Source organism: Microbacterium sp. zg-YB36 (assembly GCF_024623575.2).
Classification (GTDB): domain Bacteria; phylum Actinomycetota; class Actinomycetes; order Actinomycetales; family Microbacteriaceae; genus Microbacterium.
On record NZ_JANJFD020000003.1, the window covers coordinates 230,085 to 248,677 of the forward strand.

General features: G+C 69.3%; 19 protein-coding genes. 4 read left to right on the forward strand and 15 right to left on the reverse strand.

Annotation, left to right across the window (positions count from 1 at the left end; all coding sequences use genetic code 11):
• Positions 1–1,404: a vanillate/3-O-methylgallate O-demethylase gene (gene ligM / locus NQ151_RS10370; RefSeq protein WP_257528029.1), complete on the reverse strand. Its 1,404-nt coding sequence runs from the start codon at positions 1,402–1,404 to the stop codon at positions 1–3.
• 167 nt (positions 1,405–1,571) lie between these two features.
• On the opposite strand from ligM, the gene NQ151_RS10375 reads away from it, so the two are divergent.
• Genes NQ151_RS10375 through NQ151_RS10390 form a run of 4 tightly spaced genes read left to right on the forward strand, consistent with a single transcriptional unit; the run spans position 1,572 to position 5,105 of the window.
• Positions 1,572–2,327 carry a PIG-L deacetylase family protein gene (locus NQ151_RS10375; protein ID WP_257507395.1) on the forward strand — a complete coding sequence of 252 codons (756 nt, stop codon included), beginning with the start codon at positions 1,572–1,574 and terminating at the stop codon, positions 2,325–2,327.
• The gene (locus NQ151_RS10380) at positions 2,324–3,028 is read left to right on the forward strand and encodes a 4-carboxy-4-hydroxy-2-oxoadipate aldolase/oxaloacetate decarboxylase (protein WP_257528030.1); all 705 of its coding nucleotides are present in this window, start codon (positions 2,324–2,326) and stop codon (positions 3,026–3,028) included. The genes NQ151_RS10375 and NQ151_RS10380 overlap by 4 nt, the downstream gene beginning before the upstream one ends.
• Positions 3,015–4,088, forward strand: coding sequence for a 4-oxalomesaconate tautomerase (locus NQ151_RS10385; protein ID WP_257528031.1), 1,074 nt, complete (start codon positions 3,015–3,017; stop codon positions 4,086–4,088). Before NQ151_RS10380 ends, NQ151_RS10385 begins: the two co-directional genes overlap by 14 nt.
• A 21-nt stretch (positions 4,089–4,109) precedes the next feature.
• The gene (locus NQ151_RS10390) at positions 4,110–5,105 is read left to right on the forward strand and encodes a VOC family protein (RefSeq protein WP_257507392.1); all 996 of its coding nucleotides are present in this window, start codon (positions 4,110–4,112) and stop codon (positions 5,103–5,105) included.
• A gap of 18 nt (positions 5,106–5,123) precedes the next feature.
• Here the strand turns inward: NQ151_RS10390 and NQ151_RS10395 are convergent, their stop codons facing one another.
• The 14 genes from NQ151_RS10395 to NQ151_RS10460 form a co-directional block, all read right to left on the reverse strand.
• Entirely contained in the window at positions 5,124–6,236 is a 1,113-nt protein-coding gene (locus NQ151_RS10395; protein ID WP_257507391.1) for a 5-methyltetrahydropteroyltriglutamate--homocysteine S-methyltransferase, read from the reverse strand.
• A 106-nt stretch (positions 6,237–6,342) separates the two neighbouring features.
• Entirely contained in the window at positions 6,343–6,744 is a 402-nt protein-coding gene (locus NQ151_RS10400; protein ID WP_257507390.1) for an MmcQ/YjbR family DNA-binding protein, read from the reverse strand.
• Between the two features lie 55 nt (positions 6,745–6,799).
• Complete coding sequence (locus NQ151_RS10405) at positions 6,800–7,177, reverse strand: nuclear transport factor 2 family protein (RefSeq protein WP_257507724.1); 378 nt, start codon at positions 7,175–7,177, stop codon at positions 6,800–6,802.
• Positions 7,174–7,590 (reverse strand): MmcQ/YjbR family DNA-binding protein, encoded by a 417-nt coding sequence (locus NQ151_RS10410; protein WP_257507389.1) that lies wholly within the window; start codon positions 7,588–7,590, stop codon positions 7,174–7,176. Before NQ151_RS10410 ends, NQ151_RS10405 begins: the two co-directional genes overlap by 4 nt.
• Positions 7,591–7,729: 139 nt before the next feature.
• Entirely contained in the window at positions 7,730–8,638 is a 909-nt protein-coding gene (locus NQ151_RS10415; protein WP_502883576.1) for a serine hydrolase, read from the reverse strand.
• A gap of 74 nt (positions 8,639–8,712) precedes the next feature.
• A complete protein-coding gene (locus NQ151_RS10420; protein ID WP_257528032.1) occupies positions 8,713–10,695 on the reverse strand; it encodes a M13 family metallopeptidase in 1,983 nt (660 codons plus the stop codon).
• Positions 10,696–10,741: 46 nt separating this feature from the next.
• A complete protein-coding gene (locus NQ151_RS10425) occupies positions 10,742–11,464 on the reverse strand; it encodes a GntR family transcriptional regulator (protein ID WP_257528033.1) in 723 nt (240 codons plus the stop codon).
• 45 nt (positions 11,465–11,509) lie between these two features.
• A complete protein-coding gene (locus tag NQ151_RS10430) occupies positions 11,510–12,730 on the reverse strand; it encodes a dipeptidase (protein WP_257528034.1) in 1,221 nt (406 codons plus the stop codon).
• A gap of 8 nt (positions 12,731–12,738) precedes the next feature.
• Positions 12,739–13,743: an ABC transporter ATP-binding protein gene (locus tag NQ151_RS10435; RefSeq protein WP_502883574.1), complete on the reverse strand. Its 1,005-nt coding sequence runs from the start codon at positions 13,741–13,743 to the stop codon at positions 12,739–12,741.
• Entirely contained in the window at positions 13,730–14,725 is a 996-nt protein-coding gene (locus NQ151_RS10440; RefSeq protein ID WP_257528035.1) for an ABC transporter ATP-binding protein, read from the reverse strand. The genes NQ151_RS10435 and NQ151_RS10440 overlap by 14 nt, the downstream gene beginning before the upstream one ends.
• Positions 14,722–15,573 carry an alpha/beta fold hydrolase gene (locus NQ151_RS10445; protein ID WP_257507384.1) on the reverse strand — a complete coding sequence of 284 codons (852 nt, stop codon included), beginning with the start codon at positions 15,571–15,573 and terminating at the stop codon, positions 14,722–14,724. Before NQ151_RS10445 ends, NQ151_RS10440 begins: the two co-directional genes overlap by 4 nt.
• Positions 15,570–16,742 carry a M24 family metallopeptidase gene (locus NQ151_RS10450; RefSeq protein ID WP_257528036.1) on the reverse strand — a complete coding sequence of 391 codons (1,173 nt, stop codon included), beginning with the start codon at positions 16,740–16,742 and terminating at the stop codon, positions 15,570–15,572. Before NQ151_RS10450 ends, NQ151_RS10445 begins: the two co-directional genes overlap by 4 nt.
• 1 nt (position 16,743) lies before the next feature.
• The gene (locus NQ151_RS10455) at positions 16,744–17,622 is read right to left on the reverse strand and encodes an ABC transporter permease (RefSeq protein WP_257507382.1); all 879 of its coding nucleotides are present in this window, start codon (positions 17,620–17,622) and stop codon (positions 16,744–16,746) included.
• On the reverse strand, positions 17,619–18,572 hold the full coding sequence (locus NQ151_RS10460) for an ABC transporter permease (protein ID WP_257528037.1): 954 nt from the start codon (positions 18,570–18,572) through the stop codon (positions 17,619–17,621). The genes NQ151_RS10455 and NQ151_RS10460 overlap by 4 nt, the downstream gene beginning before the upstream one ends.
• Positions 18,573–18,593 lie beyond the last annotated feature (21 nt).

Here is an 18,593-nt window from a genome sequence, read left to right on the forward strand (position 1 = left end):
CTACAGCGTGCCGGTGGTCCGCCAGCCGCCGTGGTACTCCTGACGAGCGGTCTGCGCGTACGGCACCGGGCTGACCACGGCACGCACCGCGATCTGCTCGTGCGGTTCCACGGTGGCCTTTCGCGAGCCGCCGTTCGGCTCGCCCCACACCACGCGCACCTCGGCGCCGATCGGGACATCGCGGTCGACAGTGGCCAGCGACAGCCCGCGCTTCTCATTCGCCGTCACCCCGGTGAACAGCGACAGCCCCACGGTGTTGCCGTCGGCGTCGATCACCGCATCGTAGTTGGATGAGCCGTAGTTCGCGTTGGGCAGGTCGAAGAACTGGTACCCCACTCCTTCACGGTCGATGACGCTCGTCAGGATCTTCGCGAGGTCCTCGTCATTCCAGGCCAGCGTCACTTTTTTGCGCTGCGCCCCGGGGTCGACCTTTTCGAGGGCATCCCGTCCGATGAAGTCGTGGTCGAATTTCACGAACGAGCCATAGCCGAGCTCCCACGGGGTGAGGTAGTAGTCCTCGATGTCGTCCGAGACGAAGGAGCCCGCCAGCGCGTTGATGGCCTCATAGCTGTTCGCCGGAAGCCATTCGCGATAGGCGCGCTCGGCGTCGCTGGAGTAGATCGCCGGCAGCGGCGACGGCACCCAGCCCGACTCGAGCGTGTTCGACGAATAAGCGCGCGACCCGCAGGGTTCGATCCCGAATTCGCGGCCGGCTTCGAGCACGGCATCGCGGATCCGCTCGTTCTGCTCGTACGGCCCCCAGATCTCGAGCCCCGGCGCTCCCGCCATGCCGTGGCGCAGCGTCCGCACCCGCTCGCCAGCGATGGACATCTCGCCCATGTGGAAGAACTTCACCTTCTCCAGCGCGCCGCCGTTGAGCCGCTCGATGATGTCCCAGGCGTTGGGCCCCTGGATCTGGTACCGGTAGTAGTCGCGGTGCACCGCCGCGCCGTACGGCCGCGACGGCGACCGGTCGTCGTAACGGAACTGCACGTCGTATCCGCCGGTCTCGGCATGGAACTGCAGCCAGTTCGCCACTGGAGCGCGACCGACGTACACGTACTCGTCTTGCGCTTCGTGGAACAGGATGCCGTCGCCGATGACGCCGCCGTTGGATGCCGTCGGCACGAACTGCTTGGCGGTGCCCACCGGGAAGTTCGCGAACGAATTGATGCCGGTGTCGCTGAGCAGTTGCAGCGCGCCCGGACCGGAGAGGAAGAAGTTGACCATGTGGTGCGTCTGGTCGTAGAGCACCGCGGTCTCCCGCCACGCCTTCTGCTCCCGCCGCCAGTTCGAGAACTCCGCCGGGACGACGGGGTAGATGTAGGTGCCGAGCTGGGAGTCGCGGAGCATCTGGACGACGTTCCCCTTCTCGTCCAGCAGCTCCTGCAGGTTGCGTGCCATTGGGTGTCCCTCTCGACTTCGTTGTCTGATTGGCCTAGCCGCGATCGTACGGAGGCAATTTACCTCTGTCCATAGTGGTTTTCGTCGCCATAATTGTAAACAAAATCTTGACCAGTCCGCCAGGGTTGTGATTCGCTGGGCCCGACCGATGGTGGACAGGAGTGGACATGCCGCACAGCACCCCGTCGATGCTCGTCGTCAGCGCCCATGCCGGCGACTTCGTCTGGCGGGCCGGCGGCGCGATCGCGGCAGCGACGGCACGCGGCGAGCGGGCGAGCGTGGTGTGCCTCAGCTACGGCGAACGTGGCGAATCGGCGAGCCAGTGGCTGCAGGGCAAGTCGCTGGATGAGATCAAGGACATCCGCAGGGCGGAGGCCCAGGCGGCCGCCGCGGCGCTGGGCGCCGAGATCGAGTTCCTGGATCTCGGTGACTACCCGCTGCTCGAGTCCCCCGAGGCAGTCGCCTCGCTGGTGGACGTGTATCGGCGCGTGCAGCCGACGGTGGTGCTCACCCACACCCTGGCCGATCCGTACAACGGCGACCACCCCGCCGCGGCGCGCATGGCGCTGCAGGCGCGCGTCCTCGCGCAGGCGATCGGCGTCGCGGGCTCCGACGGCACGTTCCCCTCGAAAGACGACGTCATCGGCGCCCCGCCGGTGTTCTTCTTCGAGCCGCATCAGCCCGAACAGTGCGGCTTCACGCCCGACGTGCTGCTGGACATCACCGAGGCGTTCGCTGCCAAGCGCGCCGCGATGGAGAGCCTGCCTGCGCAACAGCACATGTGGTCGTACTACACCGACCTCGCCGTGCGCCGCGGCGTGCAGCTCAAGCGCAACGCCGGGCCGAACCTCGGGCTGGCCCACGACACGATGGGCGAGGCGTACATGCGCTACTTCCCGCAGGTCACCGGGGTGCTGGAATGACGCACGTCGTCGTGACCGACATCGCACGGGCGGATGCCGCGACCACCGCTGCCCTCGCCGAGTTCGGCTCCGCGACCGTGCATGAGGCGCTGGGCCGGCTCGGTTACGCGGGGTCCCGCATCCGGCCGATCCAGCAGGGCACATCGATCTCCGGCACCGCGATCACGGTGCGCGTCGCCGCCGGCGACAACCTGATGGTGCACGCCGCGATCGAGCAGGCCCGCGAGGGAGATGTCATCGTCGTCGTCCCGGTCACCGACTCGGCATACGGGTTCATCGGGGAGCTGATGGCCACGCAGATGCAGACCCGCGGCGTTCGGGCGTACATCACCTCTGGGGGCGTCCGCGACACGCAGGAACTGCGGCGCATGGGCTTTCCGGTGTGGACGGCGCACATCAGTTCGGAGGGCACCGTCAAGGACACCGCCGGCTCGGTCAACGTGCCGGTGTTCCTCGGATCCGCCGAGGTGCGCCCCGGCGACGTCGTGGTCGCCGACGACGACGGCGTGACGATCGTGCCGCGGGAACGCGCGGATGCCACGCTCACGGCGGCCCGCGCCCGCGCCCAGAGCGAGGCGGCGAAGCGCGCACGCTACCGGGCCGGTGAGATCTCCATGGACATCAATCGGCTGCGCCCCGTGCTGGCCGACCTCGGTGTGCAGTTCGTGACGCAGGCGGAGTATGACCGTGGCGGCCGCTGAACCCGCGCGCGACGGCATCCGCTGCATGCTGATGCGCGGCGGAACGTCCAAGGGCGCGTTCTTCGTGGCTTCCGATCTGCCCGCCGATCCCGGCGACCGCGATGACCTGCTGCTGCGCATCATGGGCAGCCCCGACCCGACCCAGATCGACGGGCTGGGCGGGGCGCACCCGCTGACGTCGAAGGTCGCCGTCGTTTCGGCGTCCCCGCATCCGGACGTCGACGTCGACTACCTGTTCCTGCAGGTCGCGGTGGCCGAACCCGTCGTCGCAGACGCCCAGACCTGCGGCAACCTGCTCGCCGGTGTCGGACCGTTCGCCCTCGAGCGGGGGCTGATCACCGCCACCGACGCCGAGACGACCGTGCGCATCCGCCTGCTGAACACCGGCGACATCGCCACGGCGACCTTCCCGACACCGCACGGGGTCCCTGATTACGACGGTGACACCGCGATCGACGGCGTCCCGGGCACGGCGGGGCGAATCGCGATCGACCTCACCGGCGGCGACAAGCCGCTGCTGCCGACCGGACAGGTGGCAGAGGAGATCGACGGTCATCGGGTCACGCTCATCGACGACGGGATGCCGGTCGTGCTGCTCCGCGCCGACGAGTTCGCCGTGACCGGCGAGGAGTCCCCTGCCGACCTCGAAGCCCGCACCGACCTGCACGCTGCGCTCGAGCGCATCCGCCTCGAGGCGGGATCCCGCATGGGCCTCGGGGATGTCGCCGCGCAGACGGTGCCGAAGCTGATCCTGCTCTCGCCCCCTCGCCGCGGCGGGGCGATCGCGACGCGGGCGTTCATCCCGACCCGTGTGCACACCTCGATCGGCGTGCTGATGGCGGCATCGGTCGCCGCCGGCATCCGCCTCCCCGGCGCCGTCGGTGCAGACATCGCCCGGCTCGATTCGGATGCCACCGACATCGAGCACCCCACCGGCACGTTTCCCGCCGCGGTCACCGTGACGGAGGATGCCGACGGTCGCTGGCAGGCGTCATCGATGTCGGTGCGCACCGCCCGCAAGATCTTCGACGGCGCGGTCTTCCCGCGTCCCCGTCGCTAGCACTGTCAGAGAGGACAGGCCATGGCCACCAGCGAGAATTACGACATCGCCCATCTGGGCGGGATCGAGCTGTTCACCCCGAAATTCGAGGAGAGCCTGCACTTCTTCCGCGACCTGCTGGCGATGCGGGAGATCGCCCGGATCGGCGACTCGGCGTATCTGCGCTGCTGGGACGAGTACCAGCTCTACACGCTCAAGCTCACGGCATCCGACACGAACGGGGTGGGGCGCACGCTGTACCGCGCGTCCGGCCCCGAGGCCCTCGAGCGCCGGGTCGCGGCGATCGAACGCAGCGGTCTCGGGCACGGCTGGCGCGAACCCGAAGTAGGAGTCGGGCGGTCGTACGAGTTCGAGGACCCGGACGGGCACCTCATGGGCATCCACTACGACACCGAGCTGTACGTCCCGGACGATGAGGACCGCCCGGCGCTGAAGAACCAGGCATCCGCCTTCCCCGGTCGCGGCGTGAACGTGCGGCGGATGGATCACATCAACTACCTCGCCGCCGATGTCGATGCGGCAGGCGACTTCTGGAGCGAGGTCATGTGCGCCCGGGAGTCGGAGCGGGTGCGCCTGGACTCCGGCCGGTTCGGCGCGCGGTGGTTCCGGTTCAACCAGAAGTCGTACGACGTGGTCTACTCCGACGACTGGACCCGCCAGCGCGGCCGCTTCCACCACTTCGCACTCGCGCCCGACACCCGCGAGGACATCCTCAAGGCCGCCGACATCTTCCTGGAGAACGGCGTGCACATCGAGTACGGACCCTACAAGCACGCCATCAACCAGACGTTCTTCCTGTACGTCTGGGAACCGGGCGGCAACCGCATCGAACTGGCGAACGCCGGTGCGCGCCTGCTGCTGGACCCGGATTGGCCGACCGTCGAATGGACGCAGGCCGAACGCGCCAAGGGCCAGGCGTGGGGCATGAAGACCATCCCGACCTTCCACACCCACGGCACGCCGTACGTGGAGGGACAGGAAGAGCTCGACCGCAAGGCTCTCGCCGGCGAACTCTGACCCGGATCCGGCGCGGGCTCAGCCCCAGACGCTGCCGGCGATGTCGACGACCGACCGCACCTTCGCCCACTGCTGGTCCTCGGTGAGCGTGTTGCCCTCCTCGGTGGAGGCGAATCCGCACTGCGGGCTCAGCGCCAGTTGCGCCAACGGAGCGTGATGGGATGCCTCGTCGATGCGGCGGCGCACCTCGTCGGCATCCTCGAGTTCACCGGTCTTGGTCGTGATGAGCCCCAGCACGACGGTCTTGTCACCCTCGGGCAGGAACCGCAGGGGCTCGAAGCCGCCGGCACGCTCACTGTCGTACTCGAGGAAGTAGCCGTCGTACCCGGTGTTGCCGAGCAGCTGCTCGGCAACCGGCTCGTAGCCGCCGGAGGAGATCCAGGTGGAGCGGAAGTTGCCGCGACACACGTGCGTCGTCACCGTCAGGTCGTCGGGCTTGCCGTCGAGGATGCGGTTGAGCAGCCGCGCATAGCGCTCGGCGATGCCGTCGGTGTCGATGCCGCGCTCGCGCGCCTTCTGCAGCTCGACGTCCGAACACAGGTAGGCCCACGCGGTGTCGTCGAACTGCAGGTAGCGCGCCCCGGCGTCGTAGAACGCAGCCAGGGCGTCGCGGTACGTCTGCACCAGGTCGTCGGTGATCGCGGCGTGGCCGTCGTACACCGCGGGATCGATGTGCCCGGGCTCCACCCGGAAGTCCAGGACGGTCGGCGACGGGATGGTGAACTTCGGCGTCGCACCGGTCGCCGCCACGTCGTTCTGCAGCGCGCGGAAATGCGCGAGGAACGGGTGGTCGGCGGGGAAGCCGATGGGCCCGGAGATCTCGATGCCGCGGGGCTTGGTCTGCACCCCCTGGAACTGGATGCCGTGGTCGAGTTCGACGATGTCGACACCGTCGAGCAGACCGAAGAAGTCGAAATGCCACCACGAGCGGCGGAACTCCCCGTCGGTCGCGACCTGCAGTCCGTTGTCGGCCTGCTGCCGCACGAGGGTCGCGATGGCCTCGTCCTCCACGGCGCGCAGCTCGGCGTCGCCGAGCGTGCCTTCGTTGTGTCGGCGGCGCGCGTCGGCGACCGCCGCGGGACGAAGGAAGCTGCCGACGATGTCGGCTCGGAACGGCGGGCGGCTGGTCATGCTGCGATGCTACGCCGCGGCATCCGGTCACCTCGGGCCCGATGACGCGAACGGTAATGTATGCGGCCCGCACGTCGTGTGACGGTGCGCTGCGGCGACGCCGCCGTCAGGCGCCGAAAACGGGATGGGCCGCATCGAACTGCGCGCGGAGGTACTTCGGCGCCTGCACGCGCCAGGCCTCGGTCACCAATTCCACGAGGTGGTCGGCGTCGATTGCGGCCATGCGGAACGCGACCTTCGGTTCGCTCCACCGCGTCGTCGTTCGCAGGAACACATCGGGCGCCATCTCCACGAGTGCCAGCGCGTCGGCACGGTCGGCGACCTTCACCCCGACCACGGGCTCGGCGGCGATGATCGCGCGCATGTCCTCGGGAATGCTCGGCCAGGGGTGGCACTCCCACGCGTAGAGCTTGTTGCGCACGAACCAGGCCGCACCGCCGGTCATGCCCCGCTCCTGGCTGCCGGGCAGCCCGCGGGCGATGCGACGCACGTCATCCAGGCTGGCCATGACGCGAACGTACTCGTCACCCCCGACACGGCGGTTGAGGCGAGTCGCAGCCGACTCAGGCCGCCGGCGTCACATGACTGTGCACGCAGTGCCACGCGTCGCCGGAGCGGACGAAGACATCCGTGGTCCACTCGTCCGCCTCGTAGGTCCGGCCGTCGAGGTGCGCGGTGTTGACCACCCGCGCCAGCACGATTCCGACCGGCCCGTACCGCCGCACGTCGACGTCACCGACGGCGTGCATACGGGAATGCGTGAGCCGGCCGGAGCGGACCACGTCGAGGAACTGTTCTCTTGTCGTCACCCCGTCGGCATCCACTAATCGCCACTCGGGGCCGATGAACGACGCGATCCGGTCCGCGTCGTTCGATACGATCGCCGCCGCGAACTCCGCCGCGAGCGCGCGCAGGTCGCCGGCCGGTTCTTCGGACGTCATCGCCACGACGCCCGCCCTCCCCCGGATGCGTCCCACTCCGTGACCAGGCGCGCCGGAGCGGTCACCCGAAACGACGCGTCGATCAGCTCGGCGATCTCGTCCCAGCCGGCATCGGCGAGGTCGATGCCGAGCCAGCCCGACGCTCCGAGAGACCCGGGAACGAAAAAGCGGTCGTCCGCGCGCAGCGCCGGTTCGTCATCGGGATCGGGCCGTACCAGGATCGCGTGATCATGGCTGAGCCAATCGCCCTTGCCGCGCCGCTGGCCCCCGCCGAAGTAGCAGAACGTGCGAACGGTGAAGAAGTTCGGCCGGCCGTGACTGATCCGCTCCTGCGCGCCGGGGTATGCCATGCACACGACCCGCACCCGCTCCAGCAGCGGATCGTCCGGATCGAACATCAGCGGATGCTCCATGCCGACATCCTGTCGCGCTCACGGCGGCCGGACCACCCCGAGCGCCACACGAGAAACCACTTCTCGGATGAGAAATCACGCATCGCGTGGTTTCTCATCCAGAATGTGGTTTCTCGACGGCGGCGGCGAGCGCCACGGCTCAGTAGACGTACTCCATGAGCTCGACACCGAGGGTGCGGAAGGCATCGTGGGCGCGCAACCGGTGCGCGATCGACAGATCGTCGAACGCCACCAGCAGGGCATAGGCCACGCCGGCGCGGGGACCGGCGAGCACGCCGGCCTCGGAGCGGATGCCGTCACCCCGCCCGGTCTTGTTGACGAACAGCAGCCCGTGGGCGTCGTCCTCGTGCGCGAACGGGTCAAGGCCGGTAGCGGATGCCACCAGGGTGAGATCCACGTTGAGGCTCAGCCACTCCGACACCTGCGCGCTGACCCCGGGCGAGACGGTCTGCGTGTTGACGAGGGAGGCGAACAGTGACGCGAACTCCCGCGCGGTGCCGACGGCCACGTGCGGGGCGTCGTCGGGCCCGCGCTCGTTGCGGAATCCATCGAGCAGCGCCGTCTGGTCCAGACCCAGCTCCTCGAGGCGGGCGCGCACCGCGCCCAGTCCGACCCGGCCGAGCAGCGCGTTGGCAGCCAGCGCGTCGCCGGTGGCCGAGGCGAGCACGGCGAGGTCGGCCAACGGCAGTGCCGGTGCCAGCAGGTGCTGCCACACTCCCGCCACCGCCACCCGCGGCAACCGTTCCCGGTCGATGATCTCGAGCCGGTCCAGCCGGCCCTCCTCGAACGCCGCCGCCGTCTCGATGAGCAGCGGCACGATTCCAAGCCCTGCCACCGGCAGGGTCTCGTGGTCGTCCCCCGCGAGCAGGGTCGCCCCGCTGTCCAGGTCATCCACCCGCACCGACACGCGCGCGCCGGAGGCGGCGAGGTCGTCCAGGGCCTTCCAGGTCGCCGTGAACGAGCGGCGTGTGGCAGCCGCGCGACGCGGCCGGCGGTGGCCGCCGCGACGCGATTGCTGCGTCTCGCTGCTGCGTTGCGGGTCGGGGATGCCCACGCGTGCGTCCTTCCACTGACGAGGCGATGCGCTCACATCGATCGTACGTCTGGGTGAAGCGGCGAGGGTTACCAGATGGTTACGCGTTCCTCCGGGGGCAGCCAGAGCGCGTCGCCTTCGGTGACGTCGAAGGCGACGTAGTACGCGTCGATGTTGCGCACGATCTGGTTGCAGCGGAACTCGTTGGGCGCGTGCGGGTCGATTGTCAGCAGCCGGATCGTCTCGGCATCCCGTCCCTTCTGCTGCCAGATCTGCGCCCAGCTCAGCAGCAGACGCTGGATGCCGGTGTACCCGTCGATCACGGGTGCGTCGACCGGGTCGCCGTCGATGCCCGCACCGCGCGACAACGCGTATGCCTTGAGCGCGATGCCCAGGCCCCCCAGGTCGCCGATGTTCTCGCCGATCGTGAGGGCGCCGTTGACGCGATGGTCGGGTGTGAGCCCTTCGGGCACGAGCTTGTCGAACTGGGCGATGAGGGTGGCGGTGCGCTCCTCGAAGGCGGCGCGGTCGGCATCCGTCCACCAGTCGCGCAGCGACCCGTCGCCGTCGAAACGGCTGCCCTGGTCATCGAAGCCGTGACCGATCTCGTGACCGATCACCGCGCCGATGCCGCCGTAGTTTGCCGCCGCGTCGCGGTCGGCGTCGAAGAACGGGTACTGCAGGATCGCGGCGGGGAACACGATCTCGTTCATGAGCGGGTTGTAGTAGGCGTTCACCGTCTGCGGCGTCATGAACCATTCGTCGCGGTCGACGCTCTGGCCCACCCGCGCCACCTGGCGGTCGTGCTCCCAGACATGCGCGCGCCGCACGTTGCCGAGCAGGTCGCCGGCGTCGATGTCGAGGGTCGCGTAGTCCTTCCACTTGACCGGGAAGCCGATCTTGGGGGTGAAGGCGTCGAGCTTGGCCAGGGCGCGCTCCCGGGTCTCGGGGCTCATCCACTCCAGGCCCCGGATCGACTGCCGGTAGGCCTCGACGAGATTGGCGACCAGTTCGTCCATCGCGATCTTCGCGGCGGGCGGGAAGTGACGCTCGACGTACACCTTGCCGACGGCCTCACCCAGCGCCGCCTCGACGAGACCGACGCCACGCTTCCACCGGTCACGGTTGACCGGAACGCCGGTCAACTGCGTGCCGTAGAAGGAGAAGTTCTCCTCGACGAACTCGTCGGACAGGAACGCCGCCGAGCCGTGGACGATGTGCAGCCGCAGCCACGCCTTCCAGTCCTCGAGCCGCTCGGGCACGAGCAGAGTACCGAGCCCCTCGAGGTAGGACGGCTGGTTGACGTTGACCTCAGCGAACGCCTCGCGGCGCCCCGGCGCGAGGGCGTCGAGCCAGGGGTCGAGGTCGACCGCTACCAGCGAGCGGATGTCGTCCCAGGTCTTGAGGTTGTAGGTGGCCACGGCGTCGCGGCTGCGCACCTTGTCCCAGTGGTGGGCGGCCAGCTCGGTCTCCAGCGCCACGACCCGGTCGGCCTGCGCGGCGGCATCGGCCACCCCCGCCAGCTCCAGGATGCGCTGCACGTGCGCGCGGTGCGCGGTGCGGGTCTCGGCGAAGGACTCCAGCCGGTAGTAGCTCTCGTCCGGGAGGGACAGCCCGCTCTGCAGCGCGAAGGGCACGTAGCGCTGCGGGTTGCCGGGGTCGGGCTCGATGTACAGGCCGATGAAACCGCCCACGCCATCGCGTTCGAGCCCGCCGACGGTGGCCAGCAGCTCCGGGATCGACGAGATCGCGTCCACGCCGTCCAGGTGCGGCCGCAGCGGCTCGGCGCCGAGTTCGGCGATGCGCTCGGTGTCCATGAAGCTCGTGTACAGGTCGCCGATCTTGCGCGACTCGGTGCCCGGCTGCGCATCCTGCGCCTCTTCGATGATCGCGCGGACGTCCTTCTCGGCCTGCTCGGCGATGAGATGGAACGATCCCCAACGCGCCTTGTCGTCGGGGATCTCGGTGCGAGCCAGCCACGCGCCGTTGACGTGGCGGAACAGGTCGTCCTGGGGGCGGATCTCGGGGCTCAGATCGTCGAGCGCGAGGCCGGAGGGGAGGGCGTCGGTCATGCGTCCAGGATAGGGGGCACGCGGATGCCGGCCGGTCGCGACCGGTTCAGCGGACGATGCGCATGCGCAGCACGTCGGTGTGCTGCACCGTGACGCCGTGGGCGAGACAGGTGTCGTCATCGGACAGGGTGAACTGCTCGGTGCGCAGCACCGGCGCGCCCACCGCGATGCGCAGGTCGGCCGCCTCGAGTTCACGCGCGGCGACCGCCTCCACCTCGGTGGAGGTGTGCGTCACGATGCCGGGGATGTGCGCGTCGAGCATGTCGAACAGGCCCGACTCCAGACTCGTCATCGCGCTCGGGTCGATCGTGACGCCGCCGATCGTCGTGGGAATGTGCTCGATCATGAGCGCCGAGGGCACGCCGTCCACGGCGAACAGCCGCTCCACGCGCCAGACCTGCTCGTCCGGCCCGGTGCGCAGGGCCCGCGCTGCCATCGGCTCCGGGTTCGCCAGTTCGCAGTGCGCGCGCAGCAGTGCCACCTCGTGCCCGGCTGCCCGCACCCGCTCGCGATACGACTCGATCGCCGCCATGCTCAGCGACGACGTGGACCGCGGCACGCTGACGAACGTGCCTACCCCCCACGTGCGGGTGACCGCCCCCTCGGCCGCGAGCGTGCCGAGGGCCTCGCGCACCGAACCACGACTGACGTCGAGGCCCTCGGCGAGCTGCTTCTCGTTCGGCAGTCGATCGCCGATCTGATATTGCGTGGCGATGAGCTGTCGCAACTGTGCGACCGTGCTGTCCACAACGCTGTCACGCTTGGCCATCGGATCCCATCACTGAAGGTCACTGAACACCGCCCTGCTCCGGTTCTACCAGACCTCGTCCAGCACGCGCAGGGCATTTCCGCCGAGGACCTTGACGATGTCCTCGTCGCTGTACCCGTTTGCGACCAGCCAAGAGGTGATGTTCCAGAAGTTCTCCCCCGGGTTCTCCAGTCCCTCGACGTATTCGACGCGGGGGTGCGCGATGCCGTCGGGGGACTTCTGCGCGTAGTTTCCGGCGTACGCACGGTGCACGGCGACGTGGTCGCCGAACATCGTGTCAGGGCCGAACGACACGTGGTCGATGCCCACGAGGTCGACGCAGTAGCGGAAGTGGTCCATGACCGAGTCGATCGAGTGGGTGGGGTGCGCGTCGGAGAGCGTGGTGTGCGGCGCCGCCTCCAGTCCGATCAGCCCGCCGCGCTCGGCGCACGCGATGATCGTCTCGTCGGACTTCATCCGGTCGATCGGCCACACCGAACGGGCACCGGCGTGGGTGATCATCACCGGCACGGCAGAGTGCTCGATGGTCTCCAGGCACGTGCGGTCACCGGAGTGGGAGATGTCGATGAGCATGCCGAGCTTGTTCATGCGCTCCACGGCACGTCGGCCGAAGTTCGTCAGACCAGCGTCGTCGCGCTCACTCAGCCCCGAGCCGAGCATGTTGGACTGCGAGTAGGCGATGCCCAGCTGTCGCACCCCGAACCCGTAGAGCATATCGATGCGGTCCAGCTCGTTCTCGATCATGGTGGAGCACTCGAAGCCGGCGATCAGCGCCACCGTGCCGTCGCGCTTGGCGTCGCGGATGTCCTGCGTGGAGGTGGCCAGGCGCACGTAGTCCTGCTTGGCGAGGTCGGCCAGGCGGAAGCCGAGCGCGTAGATCATGTCGTCCCACTTCCAGCCGTGCTGGCTGGTGACGCACGAGGCGCCGGCCATGAAGTTGTCGATCACGGCGGTGAGCCCGGAGTGGGCGAGCCCGCGATACCCCGTGCGCTGACGGCCGGTGCGGTTGTAGCGACGGATCTGGTCGCCGTCCTCCGGCAGCACGATCGCGTGCTCGTGCAGCGACAGCACGATGTTGTCGGCCATCAGGCGTGCCGCGCGCGCGGCATCCGCCTCAGACAGATCGATCCGATACGCGGGCATGCGGCCCACCTCTTCGGCCAGCTCGAAGTGCTGGTAATCGGCACCGGGGGCAAGGTAGCCGTACGCCGTGTAGCCGTCGTAGGCGGCGGCGGGGGTGGTGGGCTGGACGGGGGTGGAGGCCATGGGTGTTCCTAGCGTGCGGTGGTGTTCGTCATGAGCGGGAAGTGGCAGGCGACCTCATCGGTCGTGCCGTGGCGTGGCCGGAGGACCGGCTCCTCGGTGGCGCAGCGGTCCTGGGCCTTCCAGCAGCGGGTTCGGAACCGACAGCCGCTGGGCGGATCGACCGGGCTGGGCGGGTCTCCCGCCAACAGCACGCGGGTCGTGCCCCGCAGGGCCGGGTCGGGAATGGGAACCGCCGACAGCAGTGCGGAGGTGTAGGGGTGGGACGGGGTGTCGTACACGGCGGCGTGATCGCCGATCTCGGCGACCCGGCCGAGGTACATCACACCGATGCGGTCGGAGATGTGACGGACCACCGACAGGTCGTGCGCGATGAAGACGTAGGCCAGCCCGAGTTCGCGCTGCAGGCTCTGGAAGAGGTTGACCACCTGCGCCTGCACCGACACGTCCAGTGCCGAGACGGGCTCATCGCAGACGATGACCTCCGGCTCCAGCGTGAGGGCGCGCGCGATGCCGATGCGCTGCCGCTGACCGCCGGAGAACTGGAACGGGTACCGGTCGAGGTGATCGGGGTTGAGCCCGACAAGTTCCACCAGCTCCCGGATGCGCGCTTCACGGCGGGCGCGAGGCACCTGCTCGGGGTGGATGTGGAACGGCTGCAGCAGCGTCTCGCGCACCGTGCGGCGCGGGTTCAGCGACGAATAGGGGTCCTGCAGCACGATCTGCACGCGGCGGCGCATGTCGTCGCGGGCCTTTCCGCGCAGCCGGTGCAGGTCGGCGCCGCGGAAGCGGACGCTGCCGGAGGTCGGCGTCTCCAGCCCCACGATGGTGCGCGCCAGGGTCGACTTGCCGCATCCCGACTCGCCCACGATGCCGAGCGTCTCGCCCTTGCGCAGGTCGAAGCTCACCCCGTCGAGGGCACGGACGACCTTGCCGCGCCCGCCGAAGCGGGCACCGCCCATCCCGAAGTGCTTCGTGAGCGCATCCACGCTCAGCACCACTTCACGCTCGTCCAACGAGCACCTCCTCCCGGCGGTGGCATGCGGATACCCGCGCCCCCGCCTCCCCCGGCGACACCAGCGCCGGGCGCTCGGTCGCGCAGATCGCGATGGCCGACTCGCACCGCGGGCGGAAGGAGCACCCCGGCCCGAGGTCGAGCAGGTTGGGCGGTGCGCCCGGAATGGCCCACAGGCTGTCGTCGTCGCGGTCGGGGCGCGGCATCGAGCGCAGCAGACCGCGGGTGTACGGGTGCGCGGGACGCTCGAACAGCTCGAAGATCGTGCCCCGCTCGACCAGCCGGCCGGCGTACATGACGGCCACCTGGTCGGCGACTTCAGCCACGACACCCAGGTCGTGGGTGATCAGCACCAGACCCATTCCGGTTTCGGCCTGCAGCTGCACCAGCAGCTCCATGATCTGCGCCTGCACCGTCACATCCAGCGCGGTGGTCGGCTCGTCGGCGATCAGCACCTGCGGGTCCAGCGCGATCGCCATCGCGATCATGATGCGCTGGCGCATGCCGCCGGAGAACTGGTGCGGGTAGTCCTTCGCCCGCTGAGCGGCGGCGGGGATGCGCACCCGGTTCATCAGCTCGACGGCGCGATCCCACGCCTCCCGGCGCTTCATGCCGCGGCGCACGCGCAGCAGCTCCGCGATCTGGCCGCCGACGGTGTAGACCGGGTTCAGCGCCGACAGGGCGTCCTGGAACACCATCGCGATGCCCTCGGCGCTCACGGCCCGGCGGCTGGCGGCATCCATCGTCAGCAGGTCGCGACCGTCGAGGATGATCTCACCACCGGTCACCCGCCCCGGTGGGGTGTCCAGCAGTCCCATGATGGTCTGCGCCGTGACGGACTTGCCCGATCCTGATTCGCCGAGGATGGCGAGCGTACTGCCGGCAGGCAGATCGAAGCTGACGTCCTGCACGGCCTTGACGACGCCGTCGCGGGTGCGGAACTCGACCGACAGCTCGCGGACGCTGAGGATGGGTTCGGTCACCGGCGCACCCCCGCGCGGTCGAGGAAGTCGCGCACGACCGCCTGGAACTTCTCCGGCTCCTCCAGCTGCGGCGAGTGCCCTGACTGCTCGAACACGACCAGCTCCGCCGCCGGGATGCCATCGGCGATCGCGGCGGATGCCTGCACCGGCGTGCGCCAGTCGTGGCGACCGACGACGACGAGGGTGGGGCACTGGATCTCGCCGAGCCGGCCGGTGAGGTCGTAGGCGGGCATGTTCACCCCGAACGCGGCGTTGTGCGTCGCGTAGTGGTAGCTCGTGGCCTGCGCCTTGCGCTCGGTGGCGGCCGGGTCGTAGGAGTGGTCGTACAGCGGCAGGATGCCACGCCAGTAGCGCTCGAACTCGGTGTTGTCGGCGAAGTGGCCGGTGCCGATCCGCGAGATCGTCCACTCGTCGATCGTGACCCGGTCGGTGGCACGCGCCCGCTCGACGGCGAGGTGGTCGTAGTCGGTGTTCGCCGCGGTGTCACGGAGGATGAGCGCCTGCACCCGCTCCGGGTGGGCGAGGGTGTACTCCATCGCGAGGAACCCGCCGTAGGAGCCGCCCGCCATCACGATCGTGTCCAGGCCCAGGTGCTCCCGGATGGCGTCGATGTCGGCGACCCACTGCGCGTGCGTGTACGGCGGGAGGTCCTCGGACTCCCCGGAGCCGCGGGCGTCGAACGTGACGATGCGGTACGCGTCGGCGAAGGGACCGAAGGAGCGCACCGGCTCGGAGCGGGAGCCGAGCCCCGGCGCGCCGTGGTGCACGATGATGGCCGGGGCGTCGTCGGGCCCGGAGACCTGCAGCTTCAGCCGTGCACCGTTGATGGTGTGGAAGTACTCGCTCACGTGATCACGTTCTCCTCGAGTTGGCGCGGATAGCGGGTGAGGCGTTCAGGGCCGACGGCGGTGACCAGCACCGAGTCGGAGATGCGGTAGCCGGCGTGCCCGGGCACGTAGATCCCCGGTTCGCTGGAGAGGATCATCCCCGGCACCAGCACGGTCGGGTCACCGTCCTCGACCCACGGCGGCTCGTGCTGGGCGATCCCGATGCCGTGGCCCAGGCGGTGGCGGATGTACTCGCCCATCCCGGCGTCGCGGATGACGTCGAGGGCCTCGGCGTTGACGTCGGCGCAGGTGCGACCGACGACCATCGCCTGCGTGCCGACCTCCTGCGCGCGCTGCGCGACGGCATAGAACTCCCGCTGCTGGCGGCTGGGCGGACCGATGATGAAGGTGCGCTCGCTCTCGACGAAGCGGCTGGCCACCGCAGCGCCGAGGGACAGGATGAGGGTGTCGCCCACCTCGAGGCGTCGCCGGGACGGCAGGCCGTGGGGGCGAGCCGCGTTGGGGCCGGCGTACACCAGACCGCCGGCGAGCTTGGTGGTGTAGATGACGTGCGAGTACTGCGCGTACATGCGGTCGGTGCCGTACGCGATCACATGGCGGGCCAGGTCGCTCTCGGTGGGAAGCGGTGTGCCGCCGGCCAGCGCCTCTTCGATCAGCCGCCGCCCGGCATCCAGCATGTCGTCGCAGATCTCGGCCGCCTGCCGGTGCAGCGTGATCTCCTCGGGCTCCTTCACGACGCGCAGTTCCGACACGACCGCGGTGCGGGTGAAGGTCGTGCCAGGCAGCGCGTCGCCGAGCGCGTCACGGGCGCCGACGCTGAGCGAGGCGGTGATGCCGACGCGCTCACTGCGCACGCCGAGGTCGCGCAGCGCGGCGGCGAGGTGCGCCTCGGGGCGGGTGGTCCCGGGGTACTCGAAGTAGGTGCGGATCTCGGCCTGGATGTCCTGGGCCAGCGCGTACTCGGCATCCAGCTCCGGCATGAGCACGAAGCGCGACCCGTCGGCGCCGAACCACAGGTACACGGGCCGCTCGGTCACGGCGTAGAAGAAGCCGATCAGGTAGGCCACGTCCGCCGGCGCGGTGACGATGATGCCGTCGAGGCCCCGTTCGGCCAGCCGCCGCCGCACGCGGTTCTGCACACGCTCGTAGAACTCATCGGGAAGTCTCATCTCATGCCTCCCGCAGTCGCGGGTCGCGCGAGTCGTTGTAGCGGATGCCGGCGACGGTGGCTGCCAGCACGAGCACGAGGATCGCCAGCGACGGGAAAAGCGTCTGCCACCAGGCGGTCGCGATGACGCCGGAGCGCTGCGCGTTGAGCAGGATGCGACCCCACGACCAGGTGTTGGGATCCCCCATCCCCAGGAAGCTGAGGCCGGCCTCGGAGATCACCGCGCGCGCCGCCTGCAGCAGCACGCTCACGATCACCAGCGGCATGACCGCCGGCAGCAGTTCGGTGCCGAGGATCCGCAGCGGCTTGGCGCCGAGCACGCGAGCGCCGTCGATATAGGGCATGGACGACACCACGAGCGCGTTCGAGCGGATGAGGCGCGCCACCTCCGCCCACGACAGCACCCCGATGACGACGGTGAGTGTCAATACGCTCGGCCCCGCCAGCGCGGTGACGAGGATCATCAGGGGCAGCATGGGCAGCGACAGCATGACGTCGGTCAGGGTCGTCACGATCGGGTCGAGCCGGCGGACGTACGCGCCCAGCAGGCCCAGCCCGGTGCCGATGACGATGGCGATGAGGGATGCCGCGCCGCCGACGAGCAGGCTCACGCGCGTGCCCCACACGACCTGGGCGAACACGTCCTGGCCGAGGTCGTCGGTGCCGAACCAGTGCGAGAACGAGGGCGGCTGGAGGATGTCGGTGCCCAGCCCCGCGGGACGCTCGATGATCATCGGCCCGAAGACGGCGGTCAGCACGAACACCACCAGCACGCCGATGGAGATCCAGCCCGACGGGGCGGAGAAGAACCCTCCGCCGCGCCGTCGGCGCCGCGTGGTCAATGCGCCGAGCGTGGTCGGGGCAGGTGCGCTTGTGCTCATGTGCGGATCCTGGGGTTGAGGAACATGGCGATGAGATCGGTGATGAGGTTGGCGACGACCACCGTGACGGCCAGCAGCACGAACGCGCCCTGGAGCATCGGGTAATCCAGCTGCTGGACGGATTCGTAGATGAGCCGGCCGATGCCCGGATAGGCGAAGATCGTCTCGGTCAGCACCGCGCCGCCGACGAGGCTGCCCAGCTGCAGACCCATCAGGGTCAGCGCCGGGATGAAGGCGTTGCGCAGCCCGTGGTGCCACACCGTGCGGCGTTCGCTGAACCCGCGTGACCTGGCGCTTTTGATGTAGTCCTCACCGAGCACCTCGAGCATGTTGGTGCGCAGGGTCAGGGCATAAGGCCCCACCTGCACCACGACGAGGGACAGCAGGGGCAGCGCGAGATGCTGCAGCAGACTTCCGTATGCCGCCAGCCCCCGGGTATCCGGGTCGATCGCGCCGCCGATCGGGAACCACTGCAGGTTCGCGGCGAACACCAGCAGCAGCAGGATCGCGACGCTCGGGACGAACAGGGCGTTGCTGGTGATGCCGAGGAACTGCACGAGCTTGTCGACGAGCTTGCCGCGTCCCACCGCCGCGTACACGCCCAGCGGGATGCCGATGAGGATGGTCAGCGCGAACGCGGAGCCTGCCAGCAGCAGCGTCCACGGCAGCCGCTCCAGCAGGATGTCCAGCACCGGGGTCAGCTGGCGGAACGACACCCCGAGGTTGCCGGTGAGCAGCTGCCCGAGGTACAGGACGTACTGCACGAGCAGCGGCTCATCCAGTCCGTACCGCTCGCGCAGCGCCGCCTGCATCTCGGGCGTCATGTCGCCCTCCACGACGAGGAGGGTGGGGTCTGCCGGCAGCAGCCGCAGCAGGAAGAACGTGATGGTGACGGCGATCCAGATCGTCAGCACCGCCCGTAGGAACTTCTTCGATGCGTAGCGCAGCATGGTTTGCCCTCCCTCCTCGTC